The organism is Paenibacillus sp. J31P190, assembly GCF_059692075.1.
This window is the reverse complement of sequence record NZ_JCAUAS010000016.1, coordinates 15846-33228: the sequence shown is the minus strand read 5'-3', so window position 1 is coordinate 33228 and position 17383 is coordinate 15846. Positions and strand designations below refer to the sequence as shown.

11 protein-coding genes and 1 pseudogene are annotated in these 17383 nt (G+C 47.5%); 5 read left to right on the top strand and 7 right to left on the bottom strand.

All coding sequences use genetic code 11. The features are described from left to right. Positions 1-204: 204 nt before the first annotated feature. The 3 genes from uvrB (at position 205) to AC58U0_RS24355 (ending at position 5551) form a co-directional block, all read left to right on the top strand. A complete protein-coding gene (gene uvrB / locus AC58U0_RS24365) occupies positions 205-2202 on the top strand; it encodes an excinuclease ABC subunit UvrB (protein ID WP_497381534.1) in 1998 nt (665 codons plus the stop codon). A 37-nt stretch (positions 2203-2239) separates the two neighbouring features. After that, positions 2240-5122 (top strand): excinuclease ABC subunit UvrA, encoded by a 2883-nt coding sequence (gene uvrA, locus AC58U0_RS24360; RefSeq protein ID WP_497381533.1) that lies wholly within the window; start codon positions 2240-2242, stop codon positions 5120-5122. A gap of 270 nt (positions 5123-5392) precedes the next feature. Continuing rightward, positions 5393-5551, top strand: a complete 159-nt coding sequence (locus tag AC58U0_RS24355; protein ID WP_261303518.1) for a hypothetical protein — start codon at positions 5393-5395, stop codon at positions 5549-5551. A gap of 100 nt (positions 5552-5651) precedes the next feature. On the opposite strand, the pseudogene AC58U0_RS24350 reads toward AC58U0_RS24355, so the two are convergent. Beyond that, a pseudogene (locus AC58U0_RS24350) lies at positions 5652-5780 on the bottom strand (hypothetical protein); the annotation flags it as partial. Between the two features lie 158 nt (positions 5781-5938). Here AC58U0_RS24350 and AC58U0_RS24345 point away from each other — a divergent pair. Next, positions 5939-6142 (top strand): DUF2759 family protein, encoded by a 204-nt coding sequence (locus AC58U0_RS24345; protein WP_497381532.1) that lies wholly within the window; start codon positions 5939-5941, stop codon positions 6140-6142. A gap of 90 nt (positions 6143-6232) precedes the next feature. On the opposite strand, the gene AC58U0_RS24340 is transcribed toward AC58U0_RS24345, so the two are convergent. The 6 genes from AC58U0_RS24340 to AC58U0_RS24315 all read right to left on the bottom strand — a co-directional run bounded on the left by AC58U0_RS24340 (position 6233) and on the right by AC58U0_RS24315 (position 14507). After that, the gene (locus AC58U0_RS24340; protein ID WP_057303263.1) at positions 6233-7201 is read right to left on the bottom strand and encodes a sugar phosphate isomerase/epimerase family protein; all 969 of its coding nucleotides are present in this window, start codon (positions 7199-7201) and stop codon (positions 6233-6235) included. A 48-nt stretch (positions 7202-7249) separates the two neighbouring features. Beyond that, a complete protein-coding gene (locus AC58U0_RS24335; protein WP_497381531.1) occupies positions 7250-8404 on the bottom strand; it encodes an MBOAT family O-acyltransferase in 1155 nt (384 codons plus the stop codon). 142 nt (positions 8405-8546) lie between these two features. Continuing rightward, complete coding sequence (locus AC58U0_RS24330) at positions 8547-9458, bottom strand: hypothetical protein (protein ID WP_497381530.1); 912 nt, start codon at positions 9456-9458, stop codon at positions 8547-8549. Positions 9459-9747: 289 nt separating this feature from the next. Further along, a complete protein-coding gene (locus AC58U0_RS24325) occupies positions 9748-10947 on the bottom strand; it encodes a class-II aminoacyl-tRNA synthetase family protein (RefSeq protein WP_497381529.1) in 1200 nt (399 codons plus the stop codon). A gap of 7 nt (positions 10948-10954) precedes the next feature. Then, a complete protein-coding gene (locus AC58U0_RS24320) occupies positions 10955-11212 on the bottom strand; it encodes an acyl carrier protein (RefSeq protein WP_261303522.1) in 258 nt (85 codons plus the stop codon). 55 nt (positions 11213-11267) lie between these two features. Next, complete coding sequence (locus AC58U0_RS24315) at positions 11268-14507, bottom strand: FG-GAP repeat domain-containing protein (RefSeq protein ID WP_497381528.1); 3240 nt, start codon at positions 14505-14507, stop codon at positions 11268-11270. 249 nt (positions 14508-14756) lie between these two features. On the opposite strand from AC58U0_RS24315, the gene AC58U0_RS24310 reads away from it, so the two are divergent. Beyond that, complete coding sequence (locus tag AC58U0_RS24310) at positions 14757-17309, top strand: U32 family peptidase (protein ID WP_497381527.1); 2553 nt, start codon at positions 14757-14759, stop codon at positions 17307-17309. The last annotated feature ends 74 nt before the right edge of the window (positions 17310-17383 follow it).

Here is a 17383-nt window from a genome sequence, read left to right as displayed (position 1 = left end):
TATAATGGAAAAACCAGAACAAACATTCTTATGATGGATGAAATTAGAGAATCCTTCATATTTGTGGCGAATAAGTTCCATAAACTTCTATATCGGAAATAGCATAAGGAAAGTTAATAGGATAAAAGTTCGATTTATTTCGATAAAATGTAGGTTTAAAAAGTGAACTTTTTAAACAACCACTATAAGTGTAGGTGATTATTGATGAGTGATCTTGTAATTAGTTCTAAGAAGTTTGAACTTGTATCCGATTTTTCTCCGCAAGGTGATCAGCCTCAAGCGATTGAAGAAATTGTTCAAAGTATACAAGCGGGTAATAAGCATCAGACGCTCTTGGGTGCGACGGGAACGGGAAAAACGTTCACAGCGGCGCAAGTCATTGCCAAGTTGAACCGTCCAACCCTAATTATTGCGCATAACAAAACGTTAGCCGCACAGTTGTGCAGTGAATTTAAAGAATTCTTCCCTCATAATGCCGTCTCCTACTTCGTTAGTTACTATGATTACTACCAACCAGAAGCCTACATTGCCTCCTCTGACACTTACATCGAGAAAGATTCCAGCATCAATGAAGAGATTGATAAGCTTCGTCACTCAGCGACAAGCTCGTTATTTGAACGCCGTGACGTTATTGTCGTGGCGAGCGTGTCGTGTATTTACGGCTTGGGTTCACCAATTGAATATGGCAATATGCTGCTTTCTTTACGTGTAGGTATGGAGAAATCGCGCAATGAAATTTTACACAAGCTCGTGGATATTCAATATCAGCGGAATGATTTGAATTTTGTGCGCGGGACTTTTCGCGTGCGCGGAGATGTTGTTGAGATTTTCCCAGCGTCGCATGGCGAGCAAGCGGTGAGAGTTGAGTTGTTTGGTGACGAAATCGAAAGGATTACGGAAATTGATGTGCTCACCGGCGAGATTATCGGCGAACGCGAGCATATCGCGATTTTCCCAGCGTCTCACTTTGTGACGCACGAAGATACGATGAAACGCGCTCTCGTGAATATTGAACGTGAGCTTGAGGAGCGTCTTGCTGAGCTGAAAGAGCAAGGGAAGCTGCTCGAAGCACAAAGGCTTGAACAGCGGACTCGTTATGATATGGAAATGATGCAAGAGATGGGCTTCTGCAATGGGATTGAGAATTACTCAGGACCGCTGACTTTCCGTGAGCGGGGGGCTACGCCTTATACGCTTTTGGATTATTTCCCGGACGACATGCTCTTTATGGTCGATGAATCTCATGTGACTTTGCCGCAAATTCGCGCGATGTACAATGGAGATAGGGCGAGAAAAGAAGTATTGGTTGATCATGGTTTCCGTTTGCCATCTGCACTGGATAACCGACCTTTACGCTTTGAGGAGTTTGAGGAGAAAGTCAGTCAAATTTTATATATATCAGCAACGCCTGGACCTTATGAGCTGGAACATTGTCCACAAATGACACAGCAAATTATTCGTCCTACAGGGTTACTGGATCCTATTATTGAGGTAAGACCAACCAAAGGACAAATTGATGATTTAATAGCGGAAATTCATGATCGAATTCGTAAAGATGAGCGGGTGCTCGTTACTACCTTAACGAAAAAAATGTCGGAAGATTTAACCGATTACTTTAAGGAAATAGGGATTAAGGTTCGATACTTGCACTCGGATATCAAGACATTTGAACGTATGCAGATTTTACGTGATTTGCGGTTGGGCACTTTCCATGTTCTTGTGGGGATTAACCTCCTTAGGGAAGGGCTTGATTTACCTGAGGTTTCGCTGGTCGCTATTCTAGATGCGGACAAAGAAGGCTTCCTACGCTCGGAACGATCGCTGATTCAAACCATCGGCCGTGCTGCGAGGAATTCAGACGGACGTGTCATTATGTATGGAGATAAAATAACAGACTCCATGCAGAAAGCGATCTATGAGACGAGTCGCCGTCGAAGTCTGCAAGAAGCGCATAATGAGAAGCTGGGGATCACACCGCAAACGATTGCCAAGAAAATTCGCGATGTCATTGAAGCTACGAAGGTGGCTGAACAGAAAGCGGATTATCTGGCTGATGTGAAGGGTGCGAAGATGTCGAAGAAGGATCGCGCATCGCTGATCGAGCGTTTGGAAGGCGAGATGAAAGAGGCTGCGAAGAACCTGCAGTTCGAACGTGCCGCGCAGCTGCGTGATGCTATTATGGAAATGAAAGCTGACGCCTAGAAGGGGCTTCAGCTTCACATAGGAGAGGAAGGGTACTGTGTCTAGAGATCAAATCGTCATTAAAGGAGCGAGAGCTCATAATCTGAAAAATATCGATGTCACGATTCCGCGTGATAAGTTTGTTGTTCTCACAGGCTTAAGTGGATCAGGGAAATCTTCGCTTGCCTTTGATACGATTTATGCGGAGGGGCAGCGCAGATACGTTGAATCTCTATCTGCCTATGCCAGACAATTTCTAGGGCAAATGGATAAGCCGGATGTAGATTCGATTGAAGGTCTATCCCCGGCTATTTCCATTGATCAGAAAACAACAAGCCGTAATCCGCGTTCCACGGTTGGGACAGTAACGGAGATTTACGACTATTTGCGCTTACTATATGCTCGAATTGGACGTCCGCACTGTCCGACCCATGGCATTGAGATTACATCGCAAACCGTGGAACAAATGGTGGATCGCATTATGGAGTATCCGGAACGAACGAAGCTCCAGATTCTAGCTCCTCTTATTTCAGGACGCAAAGGCGAACATACGAAGCTGCTTGCTGATATTCAAAAGCAGGGATTCGTCAGGGTGCGTGTCAATGGTGAAACGGTCGATCTCGCTGAGAAGATTGAGCTCGACAAAAATAAAAAGCATACGATCGAGGTCGTTGTTGACCGTATCGTGATCAAAGAGGATGTTCAAACTCGTCTTGCGGATTCCCTGGAAACAGCGCTCAAATTGGCAAATGGCCGGGTAATCGTCGATATTATTGACCAAGAAGAGCTGCTCTTTAGCCAGAACTTAGCTTGTCCGGAGTGCGGCTTCAGCGTTGAAGAATTAGCACCGAGAATGTTTTCGTTTAACAGTCCATTCGGTGCTTGCCCCGACTGTGATGGACTAGGCAGTCAGATGATCGTTGATCCTGATTTACTTGTTCCTGATGCGAAGTTAACGATTGAAGAAGGAGCGTTCGAAGCTTGGGCTGGCAGCACTTCCAACTATTATCCGCAGTTTCTTGCGGCGGTTTGTGAGCATTATTCCATTCCGCGCAATATACCTGTTTCTGAGATAAGCAATGATCAGATGAAGGTTATCCTTTATGGAACAGGCGGGGAGAAGATTCGCTTCCGCTACGAGAATGATATGGGAGCGAGCAAGGAAGCATTAGTTCCTTTCGAGGGTATCATTCGCAACTTAGAGCGCAGATTCAAAGATACCTTCTCTGAGGGGATCAGGGAGCATATCCAGACGTATATGAGCACGAAGCCTTGTCCGAAGTGTAAAGGACAGCGTCTGAAGCCCGAAACGTTAGCTGTGACGATCAATGGCAAAAACATTGCGCACGCAACTTCCCTTTCAATTGGTGACGCTGAGGAATGGTTCAAAGGGTTGGACTTGAATGAACGTGAGCTGACAATTTCCAATTTGATTCTCAAAGAAATCAGATCTCGCCTGGGGTTCCTAGTCAACGTGGGTCTTGATTACTTAACGATGCATCGTGCTGCAGGTACGTTATCGGGTGGAGAAGCACAACGGATTCGCTTGGCTACTCAGATCGGTTCTAGCTTGATGGGTGTCCTTTATATTTTGGATGAGCCTAGCATTGGACTGCATCAGAGAGATAATACGCGTCTGATTCAGACGCTCGAACATATGCGTGATCTCGGCAACACATTAATCGTCGTGGAACATGATGAAGACACGATGATGGCTGCGGATTACATTATCGATATCGGTCCTGGTGCCGGTATTCATGGCGGACAGGTTATTGCGGAAGGTACGCCTACAGAGTTGATGAAAGACGAAAACTCTCTAACCGGACAATACCTTAGCGGCAAACGTTTCATTCCTATTCCGGCAGCGCGACGCAAGCCGAATGGGAAATGGATCGAGGTCAAAGGCGCCAAAGAAAATAATTTGCGCAACGTCTCGGCTAAAGTGCCACTCGGAGTATTCACCTGTGTAACAGGGGTATCCGGTTCAGGCAAAAGTACGTTGATTAACGAAATTTTGTTCAAAACCTTGTCGCGTGATCTAAACGGAGCTAAGGTGCGTCCTGGCGAGCACAAGGAAATTGTGGGACTTGAACACATTGATAAAGTCATCGACATTGACCAATCACCGATTGGCCGTACGCCACGCTCCAATCCAGCGACGTATACCGGTGTGTTTGACGATATTCGTGATGTTTATGCGAATACGAACGAAGCCAAAGTTCGCGGTTACAAGAAAGGCCGCTTCAGCTTTAACGTGAAGGGCGGCCGCTGTGAGGCTTGTCGTGGAGACGGCATCATCAAGATCGAGATGCACTTCTTACCGGACGTGTACGTGCCTTGTGAAGTCTGTAAAGGCAAGCGATACAACCGCGAGACGATGGAAGTGAAGTACAAAGGCAAGAGCATTTCTGAAGTGTTAGAGATGACGATTGAGGACGGCTGCGAGTTCTTCAAGAACTTGCCGCGTATTCATCGTAAGCTGACGACACTTCTAGATGTGGGGCTGGGCTACATGACCCTCGGCCAGCCAGCTACTACGCTGTCTGGCGGCGAAGCCCAGCGTGTGAAGCTCGCGGCGGAGCTGTACCGCCGCAGCACAGGCAAGACGATCTACATCCTGGATGAGCCCACTACGGGGCTCCACATCCACGATATCGATCGTCTGCTGAAGGTGCTTCACCGTCTCGTTGAGAACGGTGAAACGGTGCTTGTCATCGAGCATAACCTCGATGTGATCAAGACGGCGGACCACGTCATCGATCTAGGCCCCGAGGGTGGTACCCGCGGAGGACTGATCGTCGCTGCCGGTACGCCGGAGGATGTCGTGAAGGTGGCCGGGTCCTACACCGGCCAGTATTTGAAACCGATCCTTGAACGGGATCGGGAGCGCTCTGAGAACTACGCGAAGCGCCTTGAGGTGCTAGAAGAATCAGTCGGCTAGTCAGTTACCCGAATAAGCTTGGCTCACGATACAAGAGATCGTGACGCCAAGCTTATTTTGTTCTTTTTGTCACAATTCCGACTAACATACCATTAATTTTGTTAAGACTTAATTGAATGATACAAGCTTCGACAATTTAACCCTCTATCTCAATGAGGGAGAATAGACCTATAATTAGGTTATAAGTTGCATACGAAAATATCCCACTTACTAACTATCCATGATTGAGGATATAAGCAGTCTAATCTATCTACTTTATGGAGGCTTGTTATGAAACCGACGTTAGAGTTACAAGAGATTGTTTCTGCTTTAGGTATTGATCCTTTTCGATTCTTAGCTTGGCAGGAGAAAGAATTAGCAGAAAAACTACAAAACGCATACTTAGAGGAGCATAAAGAATTCGACCCCGTGTACGGACTAGTCGTTTAAGAAATGTAACTCTATGAAAAACATAGAACCCGAAACGTCCCTCGATAGGGATGTCGGGTTTATTTTTTATTTTGGCAGCTGATGTATAAATTAAGAGTTAAATCTTAGTATGACCGGAGTTATAAATATTCGATGAGATGGACATTTTATACTTACGAGGCAGGTAGGAGAAAACACGATTCATCAAAAAGAAATCATTGATTTGATGTATTAGCTTCGTTAAATCTATCCATCTATGGCCTTATCATAGGGGTCAAGGCTTGCAAAAGGTGACAAACTTGTTACACATCGTTGTAATCACTTGCATCTAATGCCCAATCAAGCTAACATAGAATTAAAATAGCAGGACGTGTGCCTTGCACCGAGTTACTATAAGGAGGTTTCACCATGTTATTAGCGGAAGCAGCAGCAGCAACAACAAGTACGTATACAAGCTTTGATATTTACGTTTTGATCTTCACGGTTGTCATCGCCATTGCGGTTATTAGACAGTTGATCAACCCTCGAAGAAATTTGTTTGCCCTTGGGTTTGCGGGAGTTTCCTTGATCGTATTCGGCTTCATGGATTACGTTATGATCAGCGGCTGGTAAATCAGAGCAAAACAAGATAAAAGCCCACAGGATCCAGATCGTAAGATCAACGGCACCTGCGGGCTTTTTTGTTTTATTTAAAGCGAACGCTTATACCCACCACATTTCACCAAGAGGTTCCTTGATGAGCACTTGTTGCAGATTTTGCACCGCTTTGGAGAATCCTTCTTCAACGGACATCAAACCGTCTTCGTGCTCGATGCTCACGACATAGTCGTAACCAACAAGGCGCAGAGCGCTAATGATGTCAGCCCAAACCTTCATATCATGACCATAACCAACGGAGCGGAACTGCCAAGCGCGGTCAAGCATGTTAGCGTAGGATTGCATGTCTGTTACACCATAGCGGTTCACATTGTTAACATCAAGAGATGTATCTTTGGCGTGGAAATGGTGAATCGCTCCGGCACGGCCAAGGATTTGAACAGCTTGAACAGGATCGATTCCTTGCCACCACATATGACTCGGGTCAAGATTCGCGCCGATCGCATCACCTGCTGCTTCGCGCAGACGAAGGAGAGTTGCTGGCGTATGTACGGAGAAACCACCGTGCAGCTCCAGACCAATTTTAATATTACGGTCGGAAGCGTACTTGCCTGTCTCTGTCCAGTAAGGAATAATTTTGTTCCCCCACTGCCAGTCCAGAATCTCTTGGAAATCGTTCGGCCAAGGCGCTACCGGCCAGTTCGGATACTTCGCATCCTCATGGTCACCAGGGCAGCCTGAGAACGTATTAACTACAGGTACCTCTAAGCGCTCAGCAAGATCAATCGTTTGTATGATAGCATCATGAAACTCTTTAGCAATGTGTTTTTGCGGGTGCAGCGGGTTACCGTGGGCGCTAAGCGCGCTGATTGTCAAACCGCGGGATTCCACCGCATGTTTAAATGCTTTTAATTTCCCTGCGTCTGCGAGAAGTTCGCTTGGGTTGCAATGAGCTGTACCGGGATAGCCCCCTGTACCAATTTCGACAGCATCTAAGCCTTTCGCAGCAATGTAATCCAACGCTTCCTCGAAAGGTTTTCCACCGAACAGAACCATAAAAACGCCTAACTTCATTAGGTACACCTCCATAAATGGTAAACAACCACACAAATTATACCACTATCATCCAGTAAAATGAAGCAAGCCTTTATAGATCCGAAGTACCGTCTCATAATTGGAGCTGTAGATAATAACCGAGAACGTAACTAATGCTTGTGTCACGAAACAACGAAAGTAGAAATAAGTTTTGTATACTTTCTTTTTGTTAACGGTAGTGATTTTAAAGATATTTTCGATGGCCAGAATGATCCCATGATAGAGCCCGTAGAAGAAATAAAGCCATGTAAAGCCATGCCACAGACCAATCAAGACCATAATCAGAACGGACAAGCTGGAGGCTACCCAGCGGGATGGAGCAGTACGGGAGAAGAACATGAAAATATGATCTCGGAAAAAATCACCTAACGTCGCGTGCCAATTTCGCCAAAACTGCGTCATGGAAGGAGAGAAGAGAGGACGCTTGAAGTTCTCAGGCATCGTATAGCCCATCAATCGCCCAAAGCCGATCGCCATATCGGAATAACCGGAGAAATCAAAGTAAATGAGTGCATAGAACCAGATCAATAGAAATAACGACTGATGGGTGTGCAGATCCTGCTTTAGCACTTGATCGAATACGCTGGTCATCCAGGTAACCACAACAATTTTCTTAAACAAACCTAAAATGATCCGTTTCACACTGTCTTCAAAAAGAGCAGCGTCTACGTTGTAAGGCTTTTTGCTATCGGCCATGAAATCACGGAATTTTAAAATCGGTCCCGATGTAAAAGTTGGAATGAAGAGCAGGTAATTCGCGTAATCAATGGCTGGAACTTGGCCTTCTTTACCGAAAAAATAAGCAAAATAGTAAGCATCGATCACTTTTAGAACGTTATAAATGAGGCCTAAATAGATGATAGCATCGAACAAAGGATTGTGAAAAATGTCCATGACGAAAAGCCGGACACCGAGAAACACACCGACAACATTAGCGGCAATCGCGAAAATAAAGGTCGCTTTACGCCAGAACGTTGTTCGGCATAGATAAACAAAGCCAGCATAATTAATGATCGTGAAAGCAGCATAGAAAATAAGCAACTTCTGGCTAAACAGCAGCAGAAAGCAGAGGCTGAAAATAATCATCAGAATGCGTTTGTTATTAGCCCACTTGCGGGTGAGCATCAGAACGGCAACCATGCCAATCATAGCGATAATTGCGTTCATGTGCATATAAAACATAGCTATAGAACTCCTCGCTTCGAAAGCTTGATCAGTCTCATCTTAGACTTCTAGAAGATTTAGAAATACTAGAATTTCTCGTAGATAAACAAGCCCTTGCCAGTAAAATAGATGAAAACCAAATACAGCATCACGAGATAGATCAGGACTTCGATGGTTTTCCTAAGGATTTTAACCATGTGCCTACCTCCTTTGTAAATAGCGGCGCGCCCTCTTCTCGGTTCAAGTGGACAAGGTCATGGAAATAGCGTGGATCGTATTTGTGAAGCAAATCCAATGTAGGCACATTCGCAGCTTGCAGCTGGCGATTTGCCTCTTGCATTAAGGAGGCGACGTAAGGCGGATCCGCATATCCTTTGTTCCACGGCATCCAAATCACACGCAGAGGAAGTTGATGCTTATTCGCATACTGGATAACCCATTGCAGAGCATCCAAATTTGCCTGAAAATCCTTCAGTTTCATGGAACCGAAACGTTTGTCGTAATCGGTCCATTTCGTCTTTAGGAATGCATCGTCTTTGCGACCGGGGTACAGCTCTTTATCTATCCAGCGAGGCTCGTAGGTTAGGCTGCCTTTACTCAAATTACGAGCAAACTCTTCACCGGAATCCCGGAAATAGTCGCGATACGTGTAAACATAAGGCTGATACCAGGGTTTGAACCATTGGTAGGTTGGATCGGTTTCAAGTGAGTCCAGCATAGTGTGAACATCAATGCCAATCACAAGCTCATCCTTCACCTGGTAAAGGTTATTTGATAGGATGGCTTTCAGGTCGGTTAGCTTTCCATAAGAAAGTCCCATCTCAACCAAATGGGCTTCGGATTTCTCTTCGATATACGCACCCGTAACGGAGGAATTACCGAAGAAAACTGGACCCGATTGGGACCAGCCGTGGTGGTAGAGCGTTTTGGTAAAGTCGTTTTTGTAAAAACGGCGCGAGCTAACCATCGGGTTCCACCAGGAAATGAGCAGGTCGGAGACGACGATTGCCAGCATCAGGCCGAGTACGAAGCTATTTTTTTTGAGAAATGCAGCTACTTTCAACGGTATCACTCATTATCTTTGTATAGGATGGACGCTTCATCACGTCTGGCTTGCCATAGAGAACGCATGAAGCATTAGTTGGCCCACAGCTGACAAGGAACTGTATATCGTACAGCTAATGTCGGCGTGTGGGCCATGTAATGTTACTTGGGAAATGGGTAGGTTGCTTGATGTATCCAGCGCCCTCGAGGATCACTCATCGGGATTTATTATCAATGGTTATACATCAATGATCCATCAGGGTATCTGCTTATGATCGATATAGCAAAGTTAGTTACGGATAGAACAGAAAAGGCACTTACAGCGCCTTCTCCTGCCAAGAATGGTACTGCTCACGGAATGTGGCAGGCCACTGCTGCTCGTCGAGACCGTACTGCGCCAAGAATGCGAACGCCCAGCGCTCGATTCCGAAACCTACACAGCCTGTAACGGCGTTGCGCTTGCCCATTTTAATATTAAAAGCATTCCCAAACGTGTTGCTATGGAAGTTTACAGAGGAGCAGGCGATTGATTTCTTCACATGAGGAATGCTCAAGCGCAGCTCATATTTCATCTCTTGATTGCGTTGGAAGGACGCTTTCACTTGGAAATCGTTCGTGAAGAACGGGTCGTTGGCGATCTCCATCATGCTGTCCACGTTCCATTCAACGGCAAGCTCTTTAAGATATTCAATCGATTTTAGGCGATTTTCTTTGACGAAGTCTGGTTTACCGACGAAAATAATTTCGCGCATCGAGAAGTCGAGCAGACGACCGAAATCGGTGTGGTTTTTGGACTCGAAACGGTGACATTTCGCAATAGCTGTAACGACGATGCCGTCTCCCTCAAGCGTTTCATTCTCAAGACCTTCATAGCAGTGATAACAAGTAGAAGGATTCATCATGAAGTTCGGCTTCACCATATTATTATCAAGCGCCAATGGCTGCTCTTGGTTCCAACCGCCAGCTTCGCGGATCGATTGGGAGAAGGATTCGATGACATCCAAATCCTCACGCAAATGAGTCACGAAATGAATGTGCTCCGGGAAAGAAGTGAAGTGATTTGTTTTATTCAAAGTGTGACTATGAATGACAGCTGGATAGGACTCTTCCTGCATGCCTTCGAAACGCTTGGCGATCTTTGTAACGAAAGAGTAGTCCAAGAAACGCATTAAGCTGGAGAAAGGCTCACGGAAAATAAAAAGACCGGGCTCCAACACTTTAATTGCTTTACGCTCTACAAGCTCAGCGATAATATCGCCTTCGTAAGGGGTATTGACTTTATGTTCGAATAGAATGTTTTCTTTGAAGCCGAAATCACCGTGTGAGAAGCGTTCAATAAGACGCTGAACCCGTTCGGTAATACCTTCGTTTCCATTCGGAGAGTTATGGGTAATGATAATGTGACCATCCACAAGGGCAATATCCTGAATATGCTCATCGGCAAAGGCGGACGCGTATTTAACTTGTCCATGCTGACTTTCAGCCAGGCCTTCTAAAGAAATTTTACATGTCAACATGAGTGGGTTACCTCGCAGTCTTCTTGGAAATAAAATCGGCAATTTCGCTTACCGTGTTCATAGAGTACAGCATTAAATCTTGATTCGTCACTTGGATGCTGTACGTTTTCTCAATATGGGCGATGAGTGCTGTGGCTCCGATGGAGTCAATGAACCCATAATCAAACAGATGAACATCAACGTCAAAATCATCGTCATCCTCAGCAATTTCATAACGCTCGCGAATATGCTGTTCAAGCTGCGCTACTAATTCTTCATTAGACATGTTGGAAAGCCTCCTGGTTAATTTAAAAGTGGTCATAAGATAAAAGAACGTTAGTTCATTTTGCTGTAAAAGAAAGTGTCGTCAAATCACCGTATCGGGTGATGGTGTACATATGTGTTTGGGCATCATGCTCGATCTTGGCATCGGATCCGTCGAATAGTAGCTCCGTGGGACTGAATACCTTCACTTGCTGCAGACCTGCTGATTTCAGGACCAATTGATGAGTGTTTCCTTGCTGTGTCAGCTCAAATGGAACATTAGAACGCACGACGTGGAACTTTTCCTTGGTCACTCCAATACCGATGGAGGATGGCTTAGCCAAACCTACATAGAATTGGTTGTCAATTGTCGTGTAAATATCCGAATCACTTTGTAGGGAGTATAGGGCAAGTTTTTCACCCTTTTCGATGACAACACCAAGTGTGGCAGCATACTCACCAGCCAAGCTTGGCACCTTGTTGGTATTCGGTGTCAAAATGGCGTGAAAGTGCGGGCTGCTGCCTGATAAACGATCTTTCAGCTTGTCCCATAAATAAGAAGCCCATGACTGACTAATACGAACTTCGCTTTTCATAGCGGTTAAGAATGACTTCGCCATCTGTGTTTCGGTCATAAAATTATAATCATGCTTCATACGAAGTTTATTAAAGTAATCAGCAAAATTGGTTAAGTCGGCAACCAAAGACGGTACTGGAAAATGGTACTCGATGTGCTCGAAATAATCAATTGGCATGTCCAATTTAGCCATCGATTCGAATACGTCCGTCGTTGCATAATCTCCTGTCCGCAGTACCGGCGTCGGTGTATGAATCAGCATCGTATGATCTGTATTCCCTTGTTTATCCTGTAGTTGGAAGGGAAGCGACCAAATCTCTTCGGGACGTGAAATAACGGGCGAATCGGGTGATAAGAATCCGAAATTGTACCATAATCCTTGCTGTTGTTCATTTTCCAGTGTTTGCTGTTGATCTATGTTATTGATGCGCCACGTGTGTTGGTTCGTTCCAGGGTGCAGCCAAGGGATACCGAGCTTATCGAAAGCTTTCTTGTGAAGGGAAAGCTCGGTACGTTCCTCTTCAGCACTTTTGAAATTATGCACGAACATGTGCGGATCGATTTGTAAATGATTGTCACGTGCGTATTGGATGAACTCCTGGAGCTCCGCTTGATAAGGAAACTGCGGGTCGTCGATCGAAACGGGGGACCCGAATTCGATACCGCCGACGACCAGGTCGTCTTTGCCGTCGTGATTAAGATCTATCCAAAGCGGGACGGAGTAGTGGCCAGCAACCAAGGCGTGATCGCCAACTTGGTTCAGGGTTGTGCCTTGCAGGGGACCTTGTGGCGTCCAAGTGCCATCGGCGCCTTGAAGATACACTTGTAGGTCCCCATCGCTGCTGCCGACCACGAGATCAAGTCGGCCATCGCCGTTGATGTCACGCACGGATGGTGCGGCATGCGTGGCATGCTGCGGCAGCGGGAACAGGGCGCTGCCCTGTTCGATCTCAAGGGCCGCTGCGCTGCGGCCCTTGTAGAGCCACACTTGTCCATCGGCTCCGCCTAGGACAAGGTCGAGCTTGCCGTCGCCATCGACGTCGGCGACGAACGGCGCTGCAGGCCCTCCGGGCAGCTGCAGCGGCTTCCCGCCCGCGAGCAGCGCCGCGGGCTTCGCGAACCTGCCGCTAGCGAGCTGCGGCAGAAGCCTTACCGCCCCGGACTCGTCTGAGACGACGAGGTCCGTGCGGCCATCCCCGTTCACGTCTGCGGCGTGAACGGCACTGTAAGGACCAAGCTGGAGCGGCTCGCCGGACTCCAGCAGCAGCTTCACCGGCGCGCCGAACGTGTCCGGCAGCGCCATGCCCTCAGGCAGCGGCTCACTCGTGTAGGCCGCCGCGTCCACGCCTTGATTCGTGTACACATACACGAATCCATCCGAGCTGCCGACCACGAGGTCCGCGCGGCCGTCGCCGTTCATATCCGCGGCCGTAGGGTACGCGCGGTAAGGCAGCTCAATCGCGCTCTGCAGATCACGATACTGCGGAAACACAGCCTGCCGCAGGGGCTTGCCGGCAGCCATCACGTGCAGCCCGCTCGCGTAACCCGAGCCAGGCAGCTCTCCTACGAACTTCGGCTGCGCATTCGTTCCCGTATTGAGCTGCACCGTCACGCTCTCGCGCCATTGCCCCCAGTAGAAGGCATTGCGCACAAGTGTAAACGAGGGGATCTCGTTATATTCCTTCAGCTTCTCCGCCCAAGCAATGCCGTCTTTCTGCTGAATTGCCGGCATCGCCTCAAAATGGTTCTGAAAGGCCATCGCAGGCCTTCCGTAAGGGCCGAGAATTTTTTTCACACTGTAACCAAGTGTTTCTTTCGATACATAAGCCAGCAGCTCACTGCGATACTGCATGTTCGCTGCAGCAAAAGCAAAGTTAAAGTAAGGCTCAATCGGTAACGTTTTTCTATTGAAATAAGTCGTTCCCGGAACCCGTTTCATTTCTGCTTGGTACTTTGCAGCCAGCTGAGAGAACCCTAGCTTCGGATCCATGCCGCTCATCATGTCGTAGCCTGTTAGGAAGTACCGGTTAGGCAGAAAGTTACTGCTGATCAGCACGGTGCCTTTTCCAACGCGGTTCTGCATAACAAGCGATACAGGCATCTTCGATTCCACAGGTTTATTCATTGCCACAATCGTTTGACCTGTGGAGGGATCGAAACCGTATCCGAGGTTAAAACCAGGTAGATCATCGTCCATTGTATTATGCTTAAGATAGCTTTGCGTAAATAATTGAAAGGTTTGTTGAATGCCCTGAAGATTAACTGGCACCTGCGGGTAGCTGAGAGACAGTGAATCCCCTGATAAGAAAGGTGAGCCGAATTTGTTCAGTGGTACCTTTTTTAAATCAACAATTCTGGCAGCTCCAAGAAAATCCAGCGGAAACCGGTCAGCAAACTCATTTTCCACTAATAAATGTCCGCCCTGCTTCACGAATGTAACAAGCTTCGTAACTTGCTCCGCCCACCCGGCATCTTGCGCAAGGGCAGGATCCAGATAAATCGCATCATACTTACGAAGCTGGCTCGTTGTTAAGGAAGGTAGGTTTTGCTTGTCAATGTGAACGCCTGCTTGCAAGGTTTGCTGAAAATTTCCATAGGCTGCCGCATCATAAAGATCCCCGCTCGTCGCATAGAGGAGCTTGGTTTCATCTACTTTTGGCAAAAATAAAAGTAGGACAATGGTAAATAGGCTGACAAGGCCTAGTCCGATCAGTAGTTTAAGAACACGAATTTTCGACAAAACCAAAGGTATCCCTCAATTACTAAAAAGGTCACTATCCTTGCCATTATAGCATTCATAGGAAGCTTTGTTAACTTCTAAAGGGTTTGGTGTTCCGAGAGGAAACGTTTGGCAATCAGCTGTGGCTGTCGGATATTGGCTAAGTTTGTAATTACCCCCCGCCCTAGATTCCTACCTATCCTTTCTGTTACACTAAAGAGAAGACTTTGAGGTTTAACCGAGGATCTATTATTGAAAGGATTTGCTGCCATGCGTACGATACGCAGAGAAGATATAGAATTGTTGGCCCCTGCGGGGGATTGGGATTGTTTGAGAGCGGCTGTTGCCAATGGCGCGGATGCCGTGTTTTTTGGTGTGGAGAAATTTAATGCTAGGGCACGCGCGCATAACTTTACGATGGCTGAACTGCCGGATATTATGTCGTTCCTTCATCTATATGGGGTAAAGGGCTTTCTTACCTTCAACATCCTTGTGTTTGAGGAAGAACTGAATGATGCGAAGCAATTGATAGATGCATGTGTGGACGCCGGTGTGGATGCGGTCATTGTACAGGATCTTGGTTTGGTTAAAATGATTCGCCAAATCTCCCCGGATTTTCCGATTCACGGATCGACACAGATGACGATTACATCGCCTGAGGCGGTTGAATTTACGAAGCCGTTCGATATTGAACGCGTTGTTTTAGGCCGCGAAAATAACTTGAAGCAGATTAAACAAATCGGTGATCAAGCGAAGCTTCCAATGGAAGTTTTCGTGCACGGTGCGCTTTGTGTATCTTATTCCGGTCAGTGTTTAACTTCTGAGATGTGGGGCGGGCGTTCCGCTAACCGCGGAGAATGCGCACAAGCGTGCCGCTTGCCGTATGATCTGATGGTCGATGGCGTGCAAAAGCCGATGGGTGATGTCACGTATTTGCTGTCGCCAAAGGATTTGGCAGCGATAGAGATCGTGCCGGAGCTTATTGAAGCCGGCGTACGCTCTTTCAAAATTGAAGGGCGTCTAAAGACCCCTGAATATGTGGCCAATGTCGTGAGCAAGTATCGCCGTGCGATTGACCGTTATTTCGATGGCGAGGATGCTCGTCCGACCAAAGAAGAGGTTCGTGAGCTTCAGCAAAGCTTCTCGCGTGGATTTACGGTTGGTTTCTTGAATGGAACCAACAATAAGCAGCTGGTCGACGGCACGTTTCCGAAGAGCCGCGGGGTTTTCGTTGGCCGCATCAAGCAGATTTTGCGCGATGGCGTGATCTGTGAGTTGGAGGCGCCGCTCAAGCGCGGTGACGGTCTTGTTTTCGACGCGGGGGATCCGACGAAGAAGGAAGAAGGCGGACGCATCTACGATTTGCGCCGCAAGGGAGAGAAGCTCGAAGGTGAAGCCGAGGGCGGACTCATCGAGATCATTATGGGACGCAATGATGTGGAGCTGGGCCGTCTGCATGTCGGGGACCGCATCTGGAAGACGAATGATCCGCAGCTGGACAAGCGCCTGCGTCAGACGTTTGAGACCGACAAGCCTTACCGGACATTCCCGGTTAGTGTGAAGGTAAGCGGCGTTGAAGGCGAGCCGCTCAAGAGCTGGTGGACGGATATTCAAGGCGGACATACCGTTTTCGTTCAATCCGAGCTTCCGCTCGTTCGCGCGGAGAAAAGACCGATGGACGAACAGCTCTTTACGGAGCAGTTCGGACGCCTTGGCGGTACGATTTATGCGCTTAGTCAGCTGGATGTGCAGCTGACCGGCGAGCTGATCGTGCCGATGCGTGAACTTAACAGCATGCGCCGCATGGCTGTGGAGCTGATGGAAGACGAGCGGCAGAAACCACCGGTTTACATGAAGCGTGAGATCGGCGTGTATGACGACGTGATTCAGTCAGCTGCTGAGTTGGCTATCACCAACGCTGCCGCGAATGCGCCTGCGCTTTCCTTAGCGGAACGCAAGGCTGTGGAGCTTACTGCACTTTGCCGTAACCTGGATCAGGTGAAGGCTGTGCTTGAAACAACGGAAATCGAATTTATTTATGCGGATTTCGAATTTATTAAGCAGTTCCCAGCGGCCGTGGAAGCCGTTCGTGCAGCCGGGCGCAAAATCGCTTTGGTGACACCGCGTATTCACATGCCAGGGGAAACGGGCTATTTTAACCATATATTAAAGCTTAATCCGGATGCGGTATTGATCCGCAATACGGGCGCAGCCTACTTCTTCTTGAAGCATCGGTTGGAAAATCCGGACGCGCCGAAACCGCAGTTAATCGGGGATTTCTCGCTCAATGTGGCCAACCACAAAACGGCTGCCTTGTTCCTAGAAGCGGGCCTTTCGAAGATTACGCCTTCGTACGATTTGAACATTCAGCAAATGGTCGATTTGCTTCGCCGTGCTGAGACCTCGAAGCTTGAGGTTGTTATCCATCAGCACATGCCGATGTTCCATACGGAGCACTGTGTGTACTGTACGTTCCTGAGCGAAGGCACCGACTTTACAAACTGCGGTCGTCCATGTGAGGATCACAGCGTTTCTTTACAAGACCGTGTCGGTATGTCTCACCCGGTGCGTGTCGATGAAGGTTGTCGTAATACGGTGTATAACGCGGTGGATCAATCTGGTGCCGAGTACTTGAGTCATTTTATGGATTTAGGCATTCGATCCTTCCGTGTGGAGTTCCTTGAAGAGACGCCAGACAAGGTACGAGAAATTCTCGACCTGTACCGTCGCGCGATTGATGGTGAAATTAGCGGTACGCAAGTATGGCGTTCGTTGAAAGCGACGAACCAATTAGGTGTTACTCGCGGTCAGCTAGTGAAGTAGAGGATCTATAGTGTGGAAAACAGACTCAGTGCCGCATAGGTACTGGGTTTTTTGTTGTTTTTTGGAAGGTGAGG